Origin of the sequence: Paenibacillus sp. FSL H7-0703 (assembly GCF_038003485.1) — a bacterium.
In the GTDB taxonomy this organism is placed as follows: Bacteria; Bacillota; Bacilli; order Paenibacillales; family Paenibacillaceae; genus Paenibacillus; species Paenibacillus polymyxa_B.
In genome coordinates this window covers 1,150,677-1,170,629 of record NZ_JBBOPF010000001.1, presented here as the reverse complement: position 1 = coordinate 1,170,629, position 19,953 = coordinate 1,150,677, and the positions used below count along the sequence as shown (strand labels likewise).

General features: G+C 46.0%; 19 protein-coding genes. All 19 read left to right on the top strand.

Annotated elements, in window-relative coordinates:
- Positions 1 to 312 precede the first annotated feature (312 nt).
- Positions 313 to 1,473 carry an ADP-forming succinate--CoA ligase subunit beta gene (sucC, locus tag MHB46_RS04640; protein ID WP_053325253.1) on the top strand — a complete coding sequence of 387 codons (1,161 nt, stop codon included), beginning with the start codon at positions 313 to 315 and terminating at the stop codon, positions 1,471 to 1,473.
- Between the two features lie 49 nt (positions 1,474 to 1,522).
- Positions 1,523 to 2,452, top strand: a complete 930-nt coding sequence (gene sucD, locus MHB46_RS04635) for a succinate--CoA ligase subunit alpha (RefSeq protein ID WP_165175658.1) — start codon at positions 1,523 to 1,525, stop codon at positions 2,450 to 2,452.
- A gap of 228 nt (positions 2,453 to 2,680) precedes the next feature.
- Complete coding sequence (gene dprA / locus MHB46_RS04630; protein ID WP_165175656.1) at positions 2,681 to 3,799, top strand: DNA-processing protein DprA; 1,119 nt, start codon at positions 2,681 to 2,683, stop codon at positions 3,797 to 3,799.
- Positions 3,800 to 4,084: 285 nt separating this feature from the next.
- The gene (gene topA, locus MHB46_RS04625) at positions 4,085 to 6,187 is read left to right on the top strand and encodes a type I DNA topoisomerase (RefSeq protein ID WP_165175654.1); all 2,103 of its coding nucleotides are present in this window, start codon (positions 4,085 to 4,087) and stop codon (positions 6,185 to 6,187) included.
- A gap of 27 nt (positions 6,188 to 6,214) precedes the next feature.
- Entirely contained in the window at positions 6,215 to 7,555 is a 1,341-nt protein-coding gene (trmFO, locus tag MHB46_RS04620) for an FADH(2)-oxidizing methylenetetrahydrofolate--tRNA-(uracil(54)-C(5))-methyltransferase TrmFO (RefSeq protein ID WP_341161716.1), read from the top strand.
- 26 nt (positions 7,556 to 7,581) lie between these two features.
- The gene (gene hslV, locus MHB46_RS04615) at positions 7,582 to 8,124 is read left to right on the top strand and encodes an ATP-dependent protease subunit HslV (protein WP_013309881.1); all 543 of its coding nucleotides are present in this window, start codon (positions 7,582 to 7,584) and stop codon (positions 8,122 to 8,124) included.
- Positions 8,125 to 8,160: 36 nt separating this feature from the next.
- Complete coding sequence (hslU, locus tag MHB46_RS04610) at positions 8,161 to 9,561, top strand: ATP-dependent protease ATPase subunit HslU (RefSeq protein WP_023988186.1); 1,401 nt, start codon at positions 8,161 to 8,163, stop codon at positions 9,559 to 9,561.
- A 408-nt stretch (positions 9,562 to 9,969) separates the two neighbouring features.
- Positions 9,970 to 10,377, top strand: coding sequence for a flagellar basal body rod protein FlgB (flgB, locus tag MHB46_RS04605; RefSeq protein WP_013309883.1), 408 nt, complete (start codon positions 9,970 to 9,972; stop codon positions 10,375 to 10,377).
- Between the two features lie 6 nt (positions 10,378 to 10,383).
- Complete coding sequence (gene flgC, locus MHB46_RS04600; RefSeq protein ID WP_013309884.1) at positions 10,384 to 10,836, top strand: flagellar basal body rod protein FlgC; 453 nt, start codon at positions 10,384 to 10,386, stop codon at positions 10,834 to 10,836.
- 39 nt (positions 10,837 to 10,875) lie between these two features.
- A complete protein-coding gene (gene fliE, locus MHB46_RS04595) occupies positions 10,876 to 11,190 on the top strand; it encodes a flagellar hook-basal body complex protein FliE (RefSeq protein ID WP_061831861.1) in 315 nt (104 codons plus the stop codon).
- Between the two features lie 35 nt (positions 11,191 to 11,225).
- Positions 11,226 to 12,809, top strand: a complete 1,584-nt coding sequence (fliF, locus tag MHB46_RS04590; protein WP_013309886.1) for a flagellar basal-body MS-ring/collar protein FliF — start codon at positions 11,226 to 11,228, stop codon at positions 12,807 to 12,809.
- An 11-nt stretch (positions 12,810 to 12,820) separates the two neighbouring features.
- A complete protein-coding gene (gene fliG, locus MHB46_RS04585) occupies positions 12,821 to 13,837 on the top strand; it encodes a flagellar motor switch protein FliG (RefSeq protein ID WP_013370674.1) in 1,017 nt (338 codons plus the stop codon).
- Positions 13,830 to 14,666 carry a FliH/SctL family protein gene (locus MHB46_RS04580; protein WP_069291724.1) on the top strand — a complete coding sequence of 279 codons (837 nt, stop codon included), beginning with the start codon at positions 13,830 to 13,832 and terminating at the stop codon, positions 14,664 to 14,666. Before fliG ends, MHB46_RS04580 begins: the two co-directional genes overlap by 8 nt.
- Complete coding sequence (fliI, locus tag MHB46_RS04575; RefSeq protein ID WP_341161715.1) at positions 14,653 to 15,972, top strand: flagellar protein export ATPase FliI; 1,320 nt, start codon at positions 14,653 to 14,655, stop codon at positions 15,970 to 15,972. The genes MHB46_RS04580 and fliI overlap by 14 nt, the downstream gene beginning before the upstream one ends.
- 10 nt (positions 15,973 to 15,982) lie before the next feature.
- Positions 15,983 to 16,426 (top strand): flagellar export protein FliJ, encoded by a 444-nt coding sequence (gene fliJ, locus MHB46_RS04570; RefSeq protein ID WP_013309890.1) that lies wholly within the window; start codon positions 15,983 to 15,985, stop codon positions 16,424 to 16,426.
- Positions 16,427 to 16,473: 47 nt separating this feature from the next.
- Positions 16,474 to 17,457 (top strand): magnesium transporter MgtE N-terminal domain-containing protein, encoded by a 984-nt coding sequence (locus MHB46_RS04565; RefSeq protein ID WP_341161714.1) that lies wholly within the window; start codon positions 16,474 to 16,476, stop codon positions 17,455 to 17,457.
- A 26-nt stretch (positions 17,458 to 17,483) separates the two neighbouring features.
- Positions 17,484 to 18,941, top strand: a complete 1,458-nt coding sequence (locus MHB46_RS04560; protein ID WP_341161713.1) for a flagellar hook-length control protein FliK — start codon at positions 17,484 to 17,486, stop codon at positions 18,939 to 18,941.
- 19 nt (positions 18,942 to 18,960) lie between these two features.
- Complete coding sequence (locus tag MHB46_RS04555; RefSeq protein WP_025723729.1) at positions 18,961 to 19,494, top strand: flagellar hook capping FlgD N-terminal domain-containing protein; 534 nt, start codon at positions 18,961 to 18,963, stop codon at positions 19,492 to 19,494.
- Entirely contained in the window at positions 19,491 to 19,871 is a 381-nt protein-coding gene (locus MHB46_RS04550) for a TIGR02530 family flagellar biosynthesis protein (protein WP_341161712.1), read from the top strand. The genes MHB46_RS04555 and MHB46_RS04550 overlap by 4 nt, the downstream gene beginning before the upstream one ends.
- The last annotated feature ends 82 nt before the right edge of the window (positions 19,872 to 19,953 follow it).

Here is a 19,953-nt window from a genome sequence, read left to right as displayed (position 1 = left end):
TTATGGCATGAGTTGTTCTCAGCTGAAAGAAAAAATACCTAATAATGCTTGAAGAATTAAAGTGCCTCTTAATGTGGATTAGGTAATCCCATGTTGTAGAGGTGCTTTTTTTGTGTGAATTTGTATTAAGAGAAATATCCAATAATATCCAAACATTCGATTTTGGGAATGATAATGATATCAAAATACTGTAATTCATGAGGTTAAATTATAAGGAAAGCGTTTTAAAAACATGTTACAATGATGTAGGTTTAGTATAGATTTCCTTGTGAACCGCCCTTGTTGCAGTCATGTTGATAGGAGGATTCCAGAATGAATATCCATGAATATCAGGGTAAAGAAGTATTGAAGCAGTACGGAGTGGCTGTACCGAACGGTAAGGTTGCCTATACGGTGGAGGAAGCCGTTGCTGCGGCAGAATCGCTTGGAAGCGCTGTTACGGTGGTAAAAGCACAAATTCACGCTGGTGGACGCGGTAAAGCGGGTGGCGTGAAAGTTGCCAAAGGTTTGGATGAGGTGCGGACTTTTGCTTCTGAAATTTTGGGTAAGGTGCTGGTGACGCATCAGACCGGACCTGAAGGTAAAGAGGTCAAACGCCTTTTGGTTGAGGAAGGCTGCGATATTCGTAAAGAATATTACGTCGGCGTTGTCGTAGATCGTGCGACTGGACGTATCGTAATGATGGCCTCAGAAGAAGGCGGTACGGAAATCGAAGAGGTGGCTGCAGCCACTCCGGAGAAGATTTTTAAAGCGGTTGTTGATCCAGCGATTGGGCTTCAGGTGTATCAGGCACGTAAGTTGGCGTATGACATTAATATCCCAAATGAACTGGTAAACAAAGCGGTCAAGTTTATGCTGGCACTATACGAAGCTTTTGTGGACAAGGACTGTTCGATTGCAGAAATCAATCCCTTAGTCGTTACGGGTGATGGGAATGTACTGGCGTTGGATGCCAAACTGAATTTTGATTCTAATGCGTTGTTCCGTCACAAGGATATTTTGGAATTGCGTGATTTGGATGAAGAGGACGAGAAGGAAATTGAGGCATCTAAATACGATCTAAGCTATATCGCTCTGGACGGAAATATTGGCTGTATGGTCAATGGTGCGGGCTTGGCGATGGCAACCATGGATATTATCAAATATTACGGTGGCGATCCGGCCAACTTCCTGGACGTAGGGGGCGGTGCGACGACGGAAAAGGTAACCGAAGCGTTCAAAATCATTTTGTCCGATCCGAAGGTAGAAGGTATTTTCGTGAACATTTTCGGCGGAATTATGCAGTGTGACATCATTGCGAACGGCGTCGTGGAGGCTGCCAAACAGTTGGGGCTGACTCGTCCGCTTGTTGTCCGTCTTGAAGGGACAAATGTTGAGCTCGGCAAACAGATTTTAGCGGAATCCGGTTTGAATATCGTAGCAGCGGATTCCATGGCGGATGGCGCCCAAAAAATCGTCGAACTTGTTCAATAGCCTGTTTGCATTCCGATATGCCGAATAAACGATAGGGGATGTGAAGATCGTGAGTATTTTGGTCGATAAGCATACAAAGGTGATTACACAGGGGATTACGGGAAAAACGGCGTTGTTTCATGCCAAGGGTGCGCTTGATTATGGTACACAAATGGTAGGTGGCACTTCTCCAGGTAAGGGGGGCACCGAGGTAGAAATTACACTGGAGAACGGACAACAGGTCAAATTGCCAGTGTTTAACACCGTAAGCGAAGCCAAGGGAGCTACTGGCGCAACAGCGAGCGTGATTTACGTGCCACCGGCTTTTGCAGCAGATTCCATTTTGGAGGCTGTAGATGCGGATTTAGATCTCGTGATTTGTATCACGGAGGGCATTCCGGTGCTTGATATGATCAGGGTCAAGCGTTTTATGGAAGGTAAAAAGACCGTTCTGATTGGCCCTAACTGTCCAGGTGTTATTACACCAGGAGAATGTAAAATCGGTATTATGCCAGGTTACATTCATCTACCAGGTCATGTAGGTGTTGTGTCACGTAGTGGTACTTTGACCTATGAAGCAGTGCATCAGTTAACGACCCGAGGTATAGGACAATCTTCCGCGGTTGGTATTGGCGGTGACCCCGTTAAAGGTTCAGAATTCATTGACATTTTGCAACGTTTCAATGAGGACCCCAACACTCACGCTGTCATTATGATCGGAGAAATTGGTGGTACAGCCGAGGAAGAGGCTGCCGAGTGGATCAGGGACAATATGACGAAGCCAGTGGTTGGTTTTATCGGCGGTGTGACTGCGCCTCCGGGCAAACGGATGGGGCATGCAGGCGCCATTATTTCTGGTGGAAAAGGAACGGCCAAAGAGAAAATTGCCACGCTTGAAGCCTGTGGGATCAAGGTGGCACCGACTCCTTCCGAAATGGGCTCGACACTGGTAAGTGTGCTAGAAGCACGTGGTATTTTGAATTTGTGTACGACACATTAAATCGTGTTTCTTCATTAATATACAGGCCATAAAACTGCATCGAAATTTGCCGCAGGCTAGTGTATAATGAAAGAAAGGTAAGCAACCTTTTTATCTTCTGAAACAGGGGATGAAAAGGTTGCTTTTTTTTGCGTTAAGACAGGCTTGTCAGGGAAACGCTTGCAAAATGATTCATTGTGCCACAAAATAAGGGAGGGTTCACTCTTCCGTGAATGGGGGAACCATAGTTTGGAAGAAAGATGGCTTTTGTTAGGCTTACATGAGTTAGAGGGAATCGGAAGAAAAACAATTCAGCGTATTTGGTCGAGTGACTATCGATTGCATGAGCTACTGCATTTTAGCGAACAAAAGTGGATTGAGATAGGGTTAAGCCCTGCTCAGGCACGAATTGCGGCTCAGTGTTACGATGAAGAATGGGTGCATGAACGATATCAGCGAGTTCTATCCGGTGATATTGGAACGGTAACTTATGTGGACGAGGATTATCCCCTATTAATGAAGGAAACAGTTGACCCACCATGGGTAATGTATACAAAAGGGGATAAATCACTTTTGCATACATGTTCTGTAGCCATGGTAGGAACCCGCGTTCCCACCGCTTATGGACGTAGAGCAGCGGAGATACTAACAGATGGATTATGTAATGCAGGGATTACAGTAGTTAGCGGATTGGCGAGAGGAATTGACAGTATTTGTCACGAAACAGCCCTGCGCCGGGGAGGAAACACGATTGGTGTACTGGGAACAGCGATTGATCAAATTTATCCTCCCCAAAATGCGTCTTTATTTGCAGAGATGGCTAGCAAAGGCTTGATCGTATCGGAGTACCCTCCAGGCACGAGGTCACATCCAGGAATGTTTCCACAACGTAATCGGATTATAGCTGGCCTAACGAAGGGAACGCTCGTTGTTGAAGCAGATGCAAGAAGCGGCTCCTTGATTACAGCTGATGCTGCGCTAGAGGCAAATCGAGATGTGTTTGCTGTTCCCGGACCCATTACGTCACCGAAGAGTAGAGGCACGCTGAGCTTGATCAAGCAAGGAGCCAAAACAGTCACTGAAGCTTCGGATATTATTGAAGAGTATGAAGCAGATTTGCGTACAAGGGAGGTTTCTTCATACAATAGAGAGCAGAGTCTTAATCTGAAACAGGCCTCCAAAGTGCCAGAAAGTGAGACTTCTGAGGAAAACCGTGTCATACTGTTGCTCGAACAGGGAACCATGACACTGGATGAACTGCTTGATGCTACGGCATGGGATTTTGGACTTTTACACGCAGTTCTGTTATCGTTAATCATAAAAAAAAGGATCGCCCAGCTAGCGGGCACAAAATACAAGCTTATTTAGTAGTTGTTTTTGCAAAGTCCTTAGTTAGTAAATGCACAAATTCAATTTTAAACATCAGGTGGAGGGCAGTATGGTATTCATCCGCGCCGCGGATTCCTACTCCTTCCCCACTTCCTGAAATGTGTTGACATTATGACTCGCAGTAGCGGAGCAGATGGAATCTTTCTGAACAAGCACAGCGATCTGGAAAAATAACCAATCTGTTAAGCGCTCTCCGCGTCATAACTCACCACATTTCAGGAAGTCTATCATATTCATGTGTGTAATTGAGAGGAGGAAGAGCCTATGGCGGATTCACTCGTCATCGTGGAATCGCCTTCCAAGGCGAAGACGATCGGCAAATACTTAGGCAGCAAATATATCGTCAAGGCTTCCATGGGTCATATCAGGGATTTACCGAAGAGTCAGATCGGCGTAGAGGTCGAAAATGATTTTAATCCCAAATACATTACCATTCGAGGTAAAGGCTCAATTCTAAAAGAATTAAAGGATGCCCGAAAAAAAGTAAAAAAAGTATATCTGGCGGCTGACCCGGATCGCGAAGGTGAGGCTATTGCCTGGCATCTGGCGCATGCGCTGGAACTGGACGATACAGCAGATTGCCGTGTTGTATTTAATGAAATTACGAAGCAGGCTGTCAAAGATGCTTTTAAAACCCCCCGTAAAATCAATATGGATTTGGTTAATGCTCAGCAGGCACGACGGATACTGGATCGACTTGTTGGCTACAAAATCAGCCCGTTGCTCTGGAAAAAGGTAAAAAAGGGTCTATCCGCTGGGCGGGTGCAGTCGGTTGCGGTGAAAATTATTTTGGACCGGGAAAACGAGATCAGTGAGTTTGTACCGGAAGAATACTGGACGATTACAGCTAAACTAGCTATTAAAGACAGTACCTTTGAAGCGAAATTTCATAAGCTGCGCGGTGAAAAGAAAGAGCTCTCCAGCGAAGCGGATGTACAAGAAGTGTTGGAAGCTATCGGAAAATCGTCTTACAAGGTGCGCGATGTGAAAGAGAAAGAGCGTTTACGCAATCCTTCTCCTCCATTCACAACAAGTTCCTTGCAGCAGGAGGCGGCTCGGAAGCTCAACTTCCGTGCATCTAAAACGATGTCTGTAGCTCAGCAGCTATATGAGGGTGTGGACTTAGGAAAAGAAGGGACCGTGGGTTTGATTACGTATATGCGTACGGATTCCACACGGATCGCCGCTTCAGCTCAAGAGGAAGCGAAAGATTTAATTATTCAAAAATATGGCGAAGCTTTTGTACCTGAAACTCCTCGTCAATATTCAAAAAAAGCGGCCAACGCCCAGGATGCGCATGAAGCGATTCGCCCAACCTCTGCGTTACGCGATCCGGAAACAGTTAAGCCGTTTATGAGTCGGGATCAGTTCCGTTTGTACAAATTGGTATGGGAACGTTTCATGGCCAGTCAGATGGCATCTGCTATTATGGATACTTTGTCCGTTGATATTGAAGCGGGTGAGACGATATTTCGGGCAGCAGGTTCTAAGGTTCGTTTTCCAGGTTTCATGAAAGTGTATGTAGAGGGAAATGACGATGGTAAAACCGAAGAAGATAAACTGCTGCCACCACTTCAACCAGGCGATAAATTAAAAAAAGAAGCGGTTGAGCCGAAGCAGCATTTTACACAACCGCCTCCCCGTTATACGGAAGCGCGACTGGTGAAGACGCTGGAAGAACTGGGTATAGGACGTCCAAGTACGTATGCACCAACGCTGGAAACCATTCAGAAACGTGGGTACGTTGCTATTGAAGAAAAGAAATTTTTCCCTACAGAGCTGGGCGAATTGGTCATCGAACAGATGGAGGAGTTCTTTCCAGAGATACTGAATGTGGAGTTTACAGCTAATATGGAAGGTGATCTTGACCACGTCGAAGAAGGCGAAGGTAATTGGGTCAAGGTGTTGAGTGACTTTTACGAGTCATTCGAGAAGCGACTTGAAGTGGCTGAAGAAGAAATGAAAGAAATTGAAATAAAAGATGAAGTATCCGATGTCATTTGTGATAAGTGTGGCAGCCAAATGGTGTATAAGCTTGGCCGATTTGGTAAATTCCTGGCCTGTTCTGCTTTTCCAGATTGCCGTAACACAAAGCCAATTGTTAAGGATATCGGGATTAATTGTCCTACATGCGGTGAGGGCCATGTCGTCGAACGACGGAGTAAAAAGGGACGTATCTTCTATGGATGTGACCGCTACCCGGAATGTGATTTTGTTTCCTGGGATAAACCGTCCATTAAGCCTTGCCCAAGTTGCAGTAGCCTAATGGTCGAAAAACGTACAAAACAAGGGACGAAGCTCAACTGTACGGTCTGCGATCACAGCGAAATGCTGGAAGAGAGCGATGAGAGCGTAGAGACTTCTTAAGAACAACAATAGCAGGGGGATTTAAACGTGAGTGAACTACAAAAGGTAACGGTCATCGGAGCAGGTTTGGCAGGCAGCGAAGCTGCCTGGCAAATTGCAAGCCGTGGAGTGCCAGTCAAGTTATATGAAATGCGGCCGGTCGTAAAAACACCAGCACATCATACAGATAAATTTGCCGAATTGGTATGCAGTAATTCCTTGCGAGCAAACGGCCTAACGAATGCAGTAGGTGTACTGAAGGAAGAGATGAGAATACTAAACTCCTTGATTCTGAGTGCAGCAGATCGTCATGCTGTTCCGGCTGGCGGTGCATTGGCAGTGGATCGTGACGGATTTTCCGGTCATATTACTGAGACGCTTCATCAACATCCTTTGATCGAGGTTGTTAATGAAGAGCTTCAGGAAATCCCACAGGACGGTATTGTGGTCATTGCGACGGGGCCTTTAACTTCTCCGGCTTTGTCGGAACAGATTAAATCACTGATGGGAGAGGAGTATTTCTATTTTTACGATGCGGCAGCCCCGATTGTAGAAAAGGACTCTATCGACATGAGCAAGGTTTATCTGGCTTCCCGTTATGATAAGGGAGAAGCAGCGTACTTGAATTGTCCGATGAACGAAGCGGAATTTGATGCTTTTTATGAGGCTCTGGTTACGGCTGAGGTAGCGCAAGTCAAGGAATTCGAAAAAGAAATTTATTTCGAAGGCTGTATGCCCATCGAAGTGATGATGCAACGTGGGAAACAAACGGCATTGTTCGGACCGATGAAACCTGTGGGTCTCGTAAATCCACATACAGGAGAACTGCCCCACGCAGTTGTTCAGCTTCGCCAGGACAACGCCGCAGGAACGCTGTATAATCTGGTTGGTTTCCAGACTCACCTCAAATGGGGGGAGCAAAAGCGTGTGTTTTCAATGATTCCGGGTCTTGAAGACGCAGAGTTTGTACGTTACGGTGTGATGCATCGCAATACCTTTATTAATTCTCCGCAGCAACTTCATCCAACTTATCAGTTTAAGGGAAGAAGTAATCTATTCTTCGCCGGACAAATGACCGGTGTAGAGGGATATGTGGAGTCAGCGGCTTCTGGTCTGCTGGCCGGGATGAATGCTGCACGAGCAGCGCGTGGACAGGAAATGTTTGTATTTCCTGCGGAAACGACACTAGGTAGCATGGCGCGGTATATTACGACCGCTGATTTTAAGCATTTTCAACCGATGAATGCAAACTTTGGTTTGCTTCCAAAGTTGGAGAAACGGATTCGTAACAAAAAAGAAAAAAATGAAGCTCTCGCTAATCGCGCGTTGGAAAGTTTGCGTGGTTATATCAACGAAACGGGAGTTATGTCAGCTGAAGTACAGGCATAAGGATGAAGGAAAAGGAGGAGCGCGTTATGGATATGTCCTTTCATGCTACCACCATCTGCGCTGTACGCCACAATGGCAAAGGAGCTATTGCGGGTGATGGACAGGTAACGTTCGGCAACAGTGTTGTCATGAAGCAGACGGCTAAAAAAGTGCGCAGATTGTATCGAGGTCAGGTCGTTGCAGGATTTGCGGGTTCAGTGGCCGATGCTATCACGTTATTTGAAAAGTTCGAAAATAAGCTGGAGGAACACCACGGAAATCTTCAAAGAGCAGCCGTGGAACTTGCCAAGGACTGGCGTCAGGATCGTATCCTGCGCAAGCTGGAAGCGCTCATGATTGTGATGGACTCATCCGGAATGTTGCTCATTTCTGGAGGCGGCGAAATTATAGAGCCGGATGATGATGTGCTTGCGATTGGCTCAGGTGGTAATTTTGCATTGGCGGCTGCCCGTGCTTTCAAACGCCATGGCTCTGGCATGGAAGCAAAGGATATGGCACGGGAAGCGCTAGAGGTTGCTTCGGAAATATGTGTGTATACGAACAATCAGATTATCGTGGAAGAACTGTAAATCGGCTCTGAGTATTCAAGGGTGGAGGAGTGCAAAATGAATAATCAATCGTTGACGCCCAGACAAGTGGTATCCGAGCTGGATAAGTATATTGTCGGACAAAAGGAAGCTAAAAAATCTGTTGCTGTTGCCTTGCGCAACCGTTATCGGCGTAGTAAGCTGCCGGATGATATCCGGGATGAAATTGTGCCTAAAAATATTTTGATGATCGGACCGACAGGTGTGGGTAAAACGGAAATTGCGCGTAGACTTGCACGGCTCGTGGGAGCTCCTTTTGTCAAGGTAGAGGCGACCAAATTTACAGAAGTGGGTTACGTCGGTCGTGATGTGGAATCCATGGTGCGTGATCTGATGGAAACCTCTATTCGCATCGTTAAGACGGAACGAACAGAGAATGTGAAGGACAAAGCGGAAGACATGGCAAATGAACGGATTGTCAGCATCCTTGTACCTGCAGAAAAGTCAAACAAATCGCAACGTAATCCCTTTGAAATGCTGTTTGGTAATAACACGGGAACTTCAGTAGAAGAAGAACCACCACAACAGGATGGATCTTTGGCAGAAAAGCGCCGTAAGGTTAAATTCGATCTATTGTCTGGTAAGCTTGAGGATGATGTCATAGAGATTGATGTGGAGGATACTGCCCCCAATATGCTCGATATGTTTGCTGGGCAAGGGAATGAACAAATGGGTATGAATATGCAGGAGATGTTCGGAAGTTTTCTGCCCAAGCGGACGAAAAAGCGCAAGCTACCAGTCAAGGAAGCTCGCAAGGTGTTGATTCAAGATGAGGCTGCCAAATTGATCGATATGGATGATGTGATTCAGGAGTCTGTGAAGCGTGCTGAGCAATCCGGTATTATTTTTATTGATGAAATAGATAAGATTGCCAGCCAGGGTAAGGGTAGCGGCCCCGATGTGTCGAGAGAAGGCGTCCAGCGCGATATTTTACCTATTGTCGAAGGATCTACCATCATGACCAAATACGGTCCGGTAAGAACAGATTACATTCTGTTTATTGCTGCAGGTGCTTTTCATGTTGCAAAACCATCTGACCTGATCCCTGAGCTTCAGGGTCGTTTTCCAATCCGTGTGGAATTAAGTAGCCTGACTTTGGATGAGTTTGTGTCGATACTGACGGAGCCTAAAAATGCGCTGACCAAGCAATACACTGATCTACTCCGTACTGAGGAGATTGAAGTCGAATTTTCTGCGGAAGCGATCCGTGAGATTGCCAGCATTGCTGAGTCTGTAAATCGCAACACCGAAAATATTGGCGCACGTCGTTTGCATACCATTCTAGAAAAGCTGCTGGAGGATCTGTCGTTTGAAGCACCAGAGCTTACATTGGATCGTATGATCATTACCCCGGAATATGTACGTGAGAAGCTGGGAGATATTGCCCAAAACAGGGACCTTAGTCAGTATATTTTATGAATAGGGTTTCTAAAAATAGGGTGTGAGGTCCAGAATAACACTATCTTGCACCGTCGTTAAGACCTAGATAATGGTCAAGTTGATGATTTTTCTGTCTATTCCAAAAGTAGGACGTATAATCTTTTACAGGTGTAAAGTGCTAAGAAAACATTCATTTTCTTGAAATAAACCTGAAAAATTTAACATTTTATGCATCTAAAGCCCTCTTTTTTAAAAAAGATAGGGCTTTTTTCTTATTGTAATTAGGTCCCAACTCTACGAAACTTAGAATATATGACAGAAAGTTATTATTTTCTACTTAAGACCTAAAAGAAATGTATAATTATGAAATTTTATTGTCGAAAAAAAGTGAAAAATCTTGTTTTATTGAATCTTACTTTGGAGTAGACGCTGGGAGGGAGGAGCTAAATGAATCTGCTGGGTGATATGAGCTTTCAAAAGCTTCAGGCAGGTGTACAGGCGGCAAATACGAGACAACGTGTGATGGCCGACAATATATCCAATGCGGATACCCCGTATTTTAAGCGTTCGGAGGTTTCATTTGAAGAACTACTTCAGCAGCAAATGGACGGCGATGTCACACCACTACGTGGAAAAGTAACCAATTCAAGACATTTTCAAATAGGACCTGTGAACTCCATTCCAGATGCCACGGTCACCAAAGATGGGTACTCAGTCATGAATAACAATATGAACAACGTAGATATCGACAGAGAAATGAGTCTTATGGCTGAAAATCAACTAAGATATAATACCTACATCCAAGAAATTAATGAGCGCATCAAGATGATGAGAACAGCGGTAGAAGGGAGATAGGACTAGGTGAAGATTAACAACGGCTTTGATATTAGTGCATCTGCTCTTACGGCCCAACGGTTGCGGATGGACGTTATATCTAGCAACATTGCCAACGCAGAGACAACTCGGGCGAAAGTAGAGAATGGACAAGCAGTTCCATATCGGAGAAAAACGGTTGTTTTGGAGCCGAACCAATCTGGCTTTGCCGATGTTTTGAAGGCTCAAATGGAAGGAAGTAGCACAAGCGCTGCTGGCGTTAAGGTTTCGCAAATTCAGGAAGATCAGTCACCTTTAAAGCCTGTGTACAATCCGGGTCACCCGGACGCTGATAAAGATGGCTATGTATATATGCCTAATGTAGACATTATGAAAGAAATGGTCGACATGATTTCCGCAACACGCTCATACGAAGCCAATGTAACAGCTCTGAATGCATCAAAAGCTATGGTTTCCAAAGCGCTTGAAATCGGTCGCTAAGTTCTAGGACTACTAACTACTTAATAGGGAGAGTAAAACATGATTCAGAACGCCATGTTTAATGTACAGACACCGGCAATACAGCAGATTCAATCGCCTAACAATGAGTTGACGAAAGCGACGCCTTCCGAATCCTTGAAGGATTTTGGTTCCTTCCTAAAGGATGCTCTCAATGAAGTAGGGCAGCAGGAAGCCGCTACGCACCAGATGTCCGACCAATTCATGGCAGGCAAAGTTGATGTAGATCAGGTCATGATCACTTCCCAACAAGCGCTGCTTTCCCTGCAGCTTACTACACAGGTCCGAAACAAAGCGATCGAAGCCTATCAGGAGATCATGCGTACACAGATGTAAAGAGGGTTTAGCAAAGTTTCGGATGGGGTGACGGAGTGAACGAGAGAATCGCCCAATATCGGGATAAGATTTCCGGGTATTGGAATAATTTCAGCAAAAAACAGAAGATATTACTTGTTTCGACATTAGCATTCATCATTATCGCCGTTGTAGTGCTAACGATGCAGTTTACCAAAACCGAGTATGAAGTGGCTTTCCGAGATTTAAATGCTAATGATGCTGCCGGAGTCATTAAATATCTCGATTCTGCGGGTATACCGTACCAACTTAATGCTGGTGGGACACAAATCTCAGTCCCAACCGCTAATGCGGATAAGGCGAAGGTAGATGTTGGGTCTCAAGGCCTGATTCAGAAGGGTTCAATCGGCATGAGCGCTTTTGACCAGTCCTCCTCTGCGATTGGTATGACGGAGAACGAGTTCAATGTGAAGTACAATAATGCATTGAACGGCGAAATACAGCAACTGTTGGAACGGATGGATGGTGTCCAAAGCTCCAAAGCTGTCATTAATATGCCAAAGGAAAACATTTTTGCCGGACTTGAAGAAAAGGACAAAGCCTCCGCTTCGATTCAAATGGAATTCGAGCCTGGCTTTACTCCAAATCAGCAAGCGATCGACGGATACTTTAATCTGGTAAAAACGGCCGTGCCGAATCTGCCAGTGGAAAACATTACGATCACCAATAAGGAATATGAGTTGATTCCAACGGCCAAGGGCGGCCAAGGTGGGCTCACTAGTGGTGTTCAGGAAAACATGGCTCTACAGAAGAAGTTTGAGAGCGATGTAAGGAATAATGTTCAACAATTTTTGTCGAAAATTGTTGGAGACGACAAGGTAAACGTGCTGGTTATGTCCCAGCTAAATTTCGACAAAGTCACATCAAAAGAACAAATGGTCACACCGGTTGATCAAACGAAAATGAAGGGTATTGAAATTAGCGCCCAACAAATTCAGGAAAGCTATACGGGCAGTAGTGGACAAACCGGAGGAGTTGCAGGAACAGGAACACAGGATGTTCCGGGCTACCCGGGAGGAGCTAATTCCGGCAATACCAGCTCAGATAAGAGCTCAAGTACGATTAACTACGAAGTTAACCGAATTGCAAGGGATATTATCCAAAGTCCGTACACTGTAAAAGATTTAACCATTAATGTTGCAGTTGAACCACCAACAGGTCAGCAAACGTTGGATACTGCAACTCAGACAGCAATTCAAAATATTTTGGTTAATATTGTAAGAGCATCGTTGGCGAATTCTGGTACTACTATTACAGACGCTGATTTGGCTAAGAAGGTTTCAGTGTTCTCACAAGCTGTTCCAGCGCCTGCGAGCACGAATACATTCTTCTCAGCTTCCAACCCTTGGCTATGGGGCATCGGAGCTGCTGTTCTGGCACTGCTGGCGGGTGTAATCTTCCTCATCGTACGCGGTCGTCGTAAGCAGGAAGAAGAGTTGGATGAAGAATTGCAACTCATGCCAACGCCGACGGAGTTCCCGTCTATTACCATGGAAAGTGTGACAAATGAAAGTCAAGTGCGTAAACAGCTTGAAAGTCTGGCGAAAAAGAAACCCGACGAATTCGTCAATCTGCTTCGTACATGGCTGGCTGACGAATAGAGGTGAGTTCATTGGCAAAGGCAAGCAGTCAAGGTTTAACGGGAAGACAGAAAGCAGCTATACTTCTGATCACAATGGGACCAGAGGTATCTGCTCAAATATTCAAGCATTTGCGTGATGAGGAGATCGAGCAACTTACATTGGAAATTGCCAATGTGCGGAAGGTCGATGCCATTGAGAAGGACTCCATCATGGCCGAGTTTCATCAAATTTGTTTGGCTCAGGAGTACATTTCCCAAGGCGGTATTAATTACGCTAAAGAAATATTGGAGAAAGCACTCGGATCGCAAAAAGCAGTTGAGGTCATTAACCGTCTAACAGCGACGTTACAGGTAAGACCCTTCGATTTTGCCCGCAAGGCTGATCCAAACCAGATATTGAATTTTATACAGAATGAGAATCCGCAAACGATTGCTCTCGTGCTTTCGTACTTGCAATTTGAGCAGGCGGCTGCAATTCTGTCGTCTCTGCCACAGGAAAAACAGGCAGATGTGGCCCGGCGTGTCGCTGTCATGGACAGTACATCTCCGGAAGTTATTTCCCAGGTGGAACGAGTGTTGGAGCAAAAGCTGTCTGCAACCGCGACGCAGGATTATACGAATGCAGGTGGTATCGAGTCCATTGTTCAGATTTTGAATGGCGTAGACCGCGGAACCGAACGTACGATTCTCGACTCGCTTGAAATTCAAGATCCAGAACTGGCTGAGGAAATCAAGAAAAGAATGTTCGTGTTCGAGGATATCGTCAATGTGGACAACCGTTCCATTCAGCGCATTATCCGCGATATCGACAATGCAGATTTGCAATTGGCGCTTAAAGTGTCCAGTGAAGAAGTACGCGATGTGATTTTCCGAAATATGTCGAAACGTATGGCAGAAACCTTCAAAGAGGAAATGGAGTACATGGGACCGGTGCGGTTGCGTGATGTGGAAGAAGCACAGACACGTATCGTATCGACGATCCGCAGATTGGAAGAGGCCGGTGAGATTATAATCGCACGCGGCGGAGGAGATGACATCATTGTCTAACTTGATTAAATCTTTCCAATATGTTCCTGTAGAGGCTTTGAAAACAATTGATGTGGCACATACGTATGCGCCAGAAACGACGGATGAAGAAATCACAACTGAATATACGGAGCCGGAGCCTCAGCGAGATCACGAGGCTGAACGGCTGCGGGATGAAATGCTGAATGATGCCAAGGATTTTGCCGAACGTCAGGTTCGCGAGGCAGCTGAAGAAGCGGAACGGATGCTTCAGGAGGCACAGCAGCAGATTGAAGCCTGGTGGCAGGAACGACGCGAGCATGACGATCAGTTGACTCAGTCGTTAAAAGCTGATGGGTTTCAGCAAGGATATGAAGAAGGCCAGAAGCTGGCTGAGGCCGAGCTCCAAACGAAATCGGAGCAGATGATGGAAGAAGCACAGGATATTCTGCGTCAGGCCTATGAGATTAAGGAACAACTGATTCAGGAAGCGGAGCCTTTCTTGGTCGAACTGAGTAGTGCTATTGCTGAGAAGGTCATTGAGAAACAGCTTAGCCTTGAGCCGGAATACACGATTGAATTAATTCGTAAAAATTTGGCTCGTAAGCGGGAAAAAGGGACCATTACATTGTGTGTGTCACCTCAGCATTTCGCATTTGTGCAAGGTGCACGGGAAGAATTGTCATTAACTGTCGATTCGCAGGCAGAACTGCAAATTATTCCTGATGGTACCGTGAAAGATCGCGGTTGTGTTATCCGTTCTTCCTTTGGAAGCGTGGATGCGCGGATTGATACGCAATTAGCTGAGATCAAAAAGGAACTACTGCGTCTGGCACATGAGAATGAGGAGCGAAGACATGAAGGGGCTTAATGCGCAGCGCTACATGGATCATTTGCGCCAGTTGGACCCGGTTCGGGTAAATGGCAAGGTTACGCAGGTTATCGGCCTGATGGTTGAATCGGAAGGTCCGGACGCCAGTATCGGGGATGTTTGTTACATTTATCCGGGCAAAACGGCCAAGCCGTTGCAAGCGGAAGTTGTAGGCTTCAGGGACAATAAAGTGCTTCTGATGCCACTTGGAGAACTGCAATCTATTGGTCCCGGTTGTGATGTTGTAGGAACAGGGAAGCCGTTGAATGTGCAGGTCGGGTCGGAGCTGTTAGGCAAAGTGCTGGACGGCTTGGGTCAGCCTTTGGATGGCTCATTGATCCCCTCGCGAATGGCGAGATATTCAACCTTCAATATTCCGTCCAATCCGCTGAATCGTCCGCGTGTGCAGGAACCAATCAGTATCGGGGTGCGCGCTATCGACGGGTTGCTTACTATCGGTAAAGGACAACGGGTTGGTATTTTTGCAGGTTCGGGTGTAGGTAAAAGTACCTTGATGGGAATGATTGCTCGTAATACGGAAGCCGATGTGAATGTAATTGCCTTGATCGGAGAACGTGGACGTGAAGTGCTGGACTTTATTGAACGCGATTTAGGCCCGGAGGGACTAGAACGCTCCGTGGTCATTGTGGCAACTTCCGACCAACCTGCGTTAATCCGTATTAAGGGTGCACTTATTGCAACGACCATCGCAGAATATTTTCGGGATCGCGGATTGAATGTCATGCTGATGATGGATTCAGTTACCCGGTATGCGATGGCCCAACGTGAAGTCGGCCTAGCGGTAGGGGAGCCACCGGCAATGAGAGGGTACACCCCTTCCGTGTTTGCTAGTCTACCTAAGCTTTTAGAACGTGCAGGGACAGGTCCTACTGGCTCCATAACCGCTTTTTATACGGTACTGGTCGATGGTGATGATATGAACGAGCCCATCGCGGATGCGGTGCGCGGGATTTTGGATGGACATATTGTCTTGAATCGTGGGATTGCGAACAAAGGACATTTTCCCGCAATTGATGTGTTAGCGAGTATTAGCCGGGTTATGAAGGATATCGCACCACGAGATCAGATAGACGCTGCCGAGAACATTAAGCGCTTGATGGCCATTTACAAAGATTCGGAGGACCTGATTAATATCGGGGCCTATCAGCAGGGTTCAAATGCAGAAATTGACGAATCCATAGAGCGCATACGGGATATATGGGATTTTACAAGACAAAGAACAGATGAAAAGGCTGAGCTGGACGAGGTAAGGGAGCGTTTGATTTCTGAATTTACGAGGAGATGAAGGTTGAACGATGAGATTTCAGTATTCCTTTCAGAAAGTTGTAGACTTGAAAACCAACGAAAAGTCACAGGCCGAATGGTTGCTTTCCAGTGCTGTTGGACAATTGCAGGCTGAGGAGCAGACATTAACACAGCTTGTAGGCGAAAGGAATCGGGTCATATCAGCCATTCAAAAGGCTGCCGAGGATTGCGCGCCACTCTCTACCATTCAGGAATTACAGGCTTATGTTAATCATCTGGACCAATGTATTACACGCAAGCATAGGGATGTTCAATATGCGCAGCAAAATGTGCAAAGCAAACAAACCGTTTTGACCGATAAAATGCTGGATGAACAGGTTTGGCTGAAAGCGAGAGAGAAGGCCAACGTGAAATTCCAACAGGAAATGCTCCTGCGCGAGCAGAACGAGCTGGATGAAATGGCTTCCGTGCGATTTGCCATGAAAGCCCGGTAAGCGGAAAGTCATAGGATACGCATATCAGCTGCCTGAGGAGGAAGACGATGGCACAGAAGTTAGCAGAAAATGAACTGGATATGGATTTAGGAAAAGAATCAGGCGGGGGATTTGAACGGTTTATGTTTTTCCTGATTCCGATTGTGTTCACAATCGTTCTGGTAGGGGTCCTGCTTACATTGTTCAATATGGACTTCAGAAGCGAAATGATTTCATTAGGGAATAAAATACCAGTTGTTAAAAATTGGGTACCTGAACCGAAAGATAAGGCTACCCAGACGAAAGAGGCAGATCGGAAGGCACAGTCTGAAAGTTCTGAAGCAACCATTCAGCAGTTAAAGGCAGATTTAGCCAAGCAGACGGAGGAGCTCAAAAAGGCTACCGCTGCTAAGACGACACAAGATAAAAAGGTTACTGAACTGCAGAATCAGGTCAATACGCTGCAAACGCAACAGGAACAGCAGCCACAGGCCAGTCAGCAGGGACAGGCCGGTACGCAAACTACAGGTGGAACAACAAATGAAGATCCTTATGTAAAACAGGCCAGAGATCTTGCTAGCATGTATGAAGGAATGACAGCTAGTAAAGCGGCACCGATTATGGAGAATCTGACCACGGAAGAGACTGTGCAGCTGTTAAGCTACATGGACCCTGCCAACAGTGCAAAGATTTTGCAAAAGATGGACGCTAAAAAAGCAGCTGATATTACTATGGCTCTGAAAAACGTAACGCCATCTACGGATTTGTCAGTTGCTGCGTTGCAGTCTCGTCTGAAAAAGGATCAAGGTACCACGGCTGGAACAACGAGTAAGAGTTTGCAAAGCACTCAAATCAGTAGCACATTTGCTTCCATGGACAAGAAGAGCGGTGCCGAACTTATTTTACAAACTTACAAAATCAGTCCAGACAAGGCATTAAACATATTAAATACAGTAGATGATTCGACACGTGGTTCTTTACTACAAAATATGTCTGCCAAGGATGCGGCTCAGACCGCAAAAATTTTGAACAAACTGATGGGCAGTAAGTAATTTAAATGAAGGGAGGTGAAAAATAAATGACTCTTATTTCTCAAAGTGTATCGCTCGGCTCCAGTCAGACAGCTAGCAGTACAACGGCCTCAACAACGACTACAGCCACAGCTGCTGGAGCAACCACGGGTGCTTTTAATCAAACACTTACGCAAATGATGACAGGCGGGCAAACGGGCTCAGCAGGCACAGATGCGAACGGTTCTCCATTAGTTATGGTACTTCCGCTTATTGCAACTGGAGAATCCACGGAAGCTCCAACCGAGCCGCTGGCCGAAACACTGGCTCCTTTGCTGCAAAATCTTGAAAAGCTGGATGATCAAGTAGCTGCTGATCCTGCTCTGCTTGCAACTCTGCAAGCGTGGATTCAGCAAGTACAACAGTTTTTACAAGGCGACGGAACAAATCAACAGTTAAACGGTGGGGAAACGACAGAGGCGACAGGCTTAACAGCTTTGGCAGCCAACCCGGCTACTCTTCGATTTGCATTACAGGACGCTTTGTCACAACTTGCCAATGTAGCAGAGCAGGCTTCTGGAGACCAAAAGTCCCAAGTGGCACAGTTACTACAATCGCTCCAAAGCGCAACGGCAGGTACGGGAGCTATTTCCGATGAGCAATGGAATGGTGTAATGAAAGCTGTGGAACTTGCTGATGGTGGGGATTCACAAGCAGTTCAGCCTTCTGCAAATCGAGCAAATGGTACTCAGACCGTAGCTACAGCTACTACAGACAAACAGGTTGTTGCTTCTCAGCAGCAAGCAAGTCAGGGTGAAACTAATCAACAAGGTTCAGAAGGGCAACGTTCATCAACTAATATTCTCGTTCAGTCTGCAGTTAAGACGACTGTAACAGATGAAGCGAGTGCATTCGTAGATGCAACTGAGCAAGCGAATTCGACAGCAACTGACAATCAGACTCCAGTGATTACGACTGCGGGACAGCTTTCGATACAAACGCAAGGAACAACACCTTCGGCTCCGGCTCAACCAGTCGTACATGTACGGCAATTTGCCAAGGAGATGACCGAATTTGTAGTGCAGAAACTTGACATTGTAAAACACACTGGTTTGACGGAAGCGACTATCATGCTTCGTCCAGATCATCTGGGCCAGCTGGAAGTTAAGCTGACAATGCAAAATGGTCATCTGGTTGCCCAGTTTATGACTGAGCATAGCGGAGCGAAGGATTTGCTGGAACAGCAAATGTCGCAGCTGCGTTCGAGTCTCCAAAGCCAAGGTATCCAGGTAGATAAGGTAGAAGTAACGCACAATGAGTCGCTTTCCTCCCATATGTATCAGGATGGACGCGGATCTGGAGCTAATCAACAGCAGCAATCCAACCAACGTTCCAAAGCTCGAGGTAGAGAAGAGAGCGAGGATGCTTTGAAGGTAGCTGAAATGGCAGAAGAGCTTCGTAACTGGACAGCTGAACAACGCGTAGATGATATGAATCGGACAGGCTCCTTTACAGCACAAGCGTAATGATGGAGGTGAGAACACAATGACGACTACAGACAACAATGTATCCACCAGTAACGTCTGGCCGAATTACAATGTGAATAATGTCAAAACAGCAAGTGCCAAGGATACTAAAACGATGGGTAAAGATCAGTTTTTGAAAATTTTGATCACCCAGCTACAAAATCAGGATCCGATGCAGCCTTTGGAGGATAAAGAATTTATCGCTCAAATGGCCCAGTTTTCCTCGGTGGAACAACTGATGAACATTTCTACGCAGTTGAATGCATTGGGACAATCTTTAGGTACGGCTTCCGGTTTGATAGGAAAAGAAGTTAGTTGGATTGAGGCAGGTAAAAAAGACTCCATCACAGGTGAAACAGGTGCGGGTACAGTGAAAAGTGGAATCGTGGATTCCATCGTTATTCGCGACGGTGTGCAGTATGCCAAAATGGGAGCGGCTGAGGTGGCATTAAAAGATGTAACATCAGTGAGTCAGGCTAACACAACGACTCCCGCTACAGATACATCGGATACTTCATCTTCTTCCTCTACTGGAAGCGGTGAGAACTCATGAATGACAGGATAACGGTCGGACGCCTTTTTCCCGCCAACGTGCCACCGGCAGCAATCTCACAAAACCGAGTAAATTCGGTATCCAAGGATGCCAGACCGTTCGGTCAGGTGTTGCAGGAACAGGTGCTCAAGCTGAGTAACCATGCAGCCAAGCGTCTGGAGCAGCGGGGAATAGAGTTGAGAAGTGACCAAATGGCGAAAATTAACTCTGCTGTGGATAAAGCAGCTGCCAAAGGCGCCAAAGAATCATTGATTTTAATGCATGATATGGCTTTGATTGTAAGTGTACCTAATCGAACTGTTGTTACCGCGATGGATAAGAAATCCATGGAGGATAACGTATTTACGCAGATAGATAGTGCTGTAATTATTTCATAAAAATGTATACGAAGTGGCTGGCCCGAATAGGAAAGCCATGAAAAAGCCGCGGATCGACTGATGCGGTCAACTAAGCAACCAA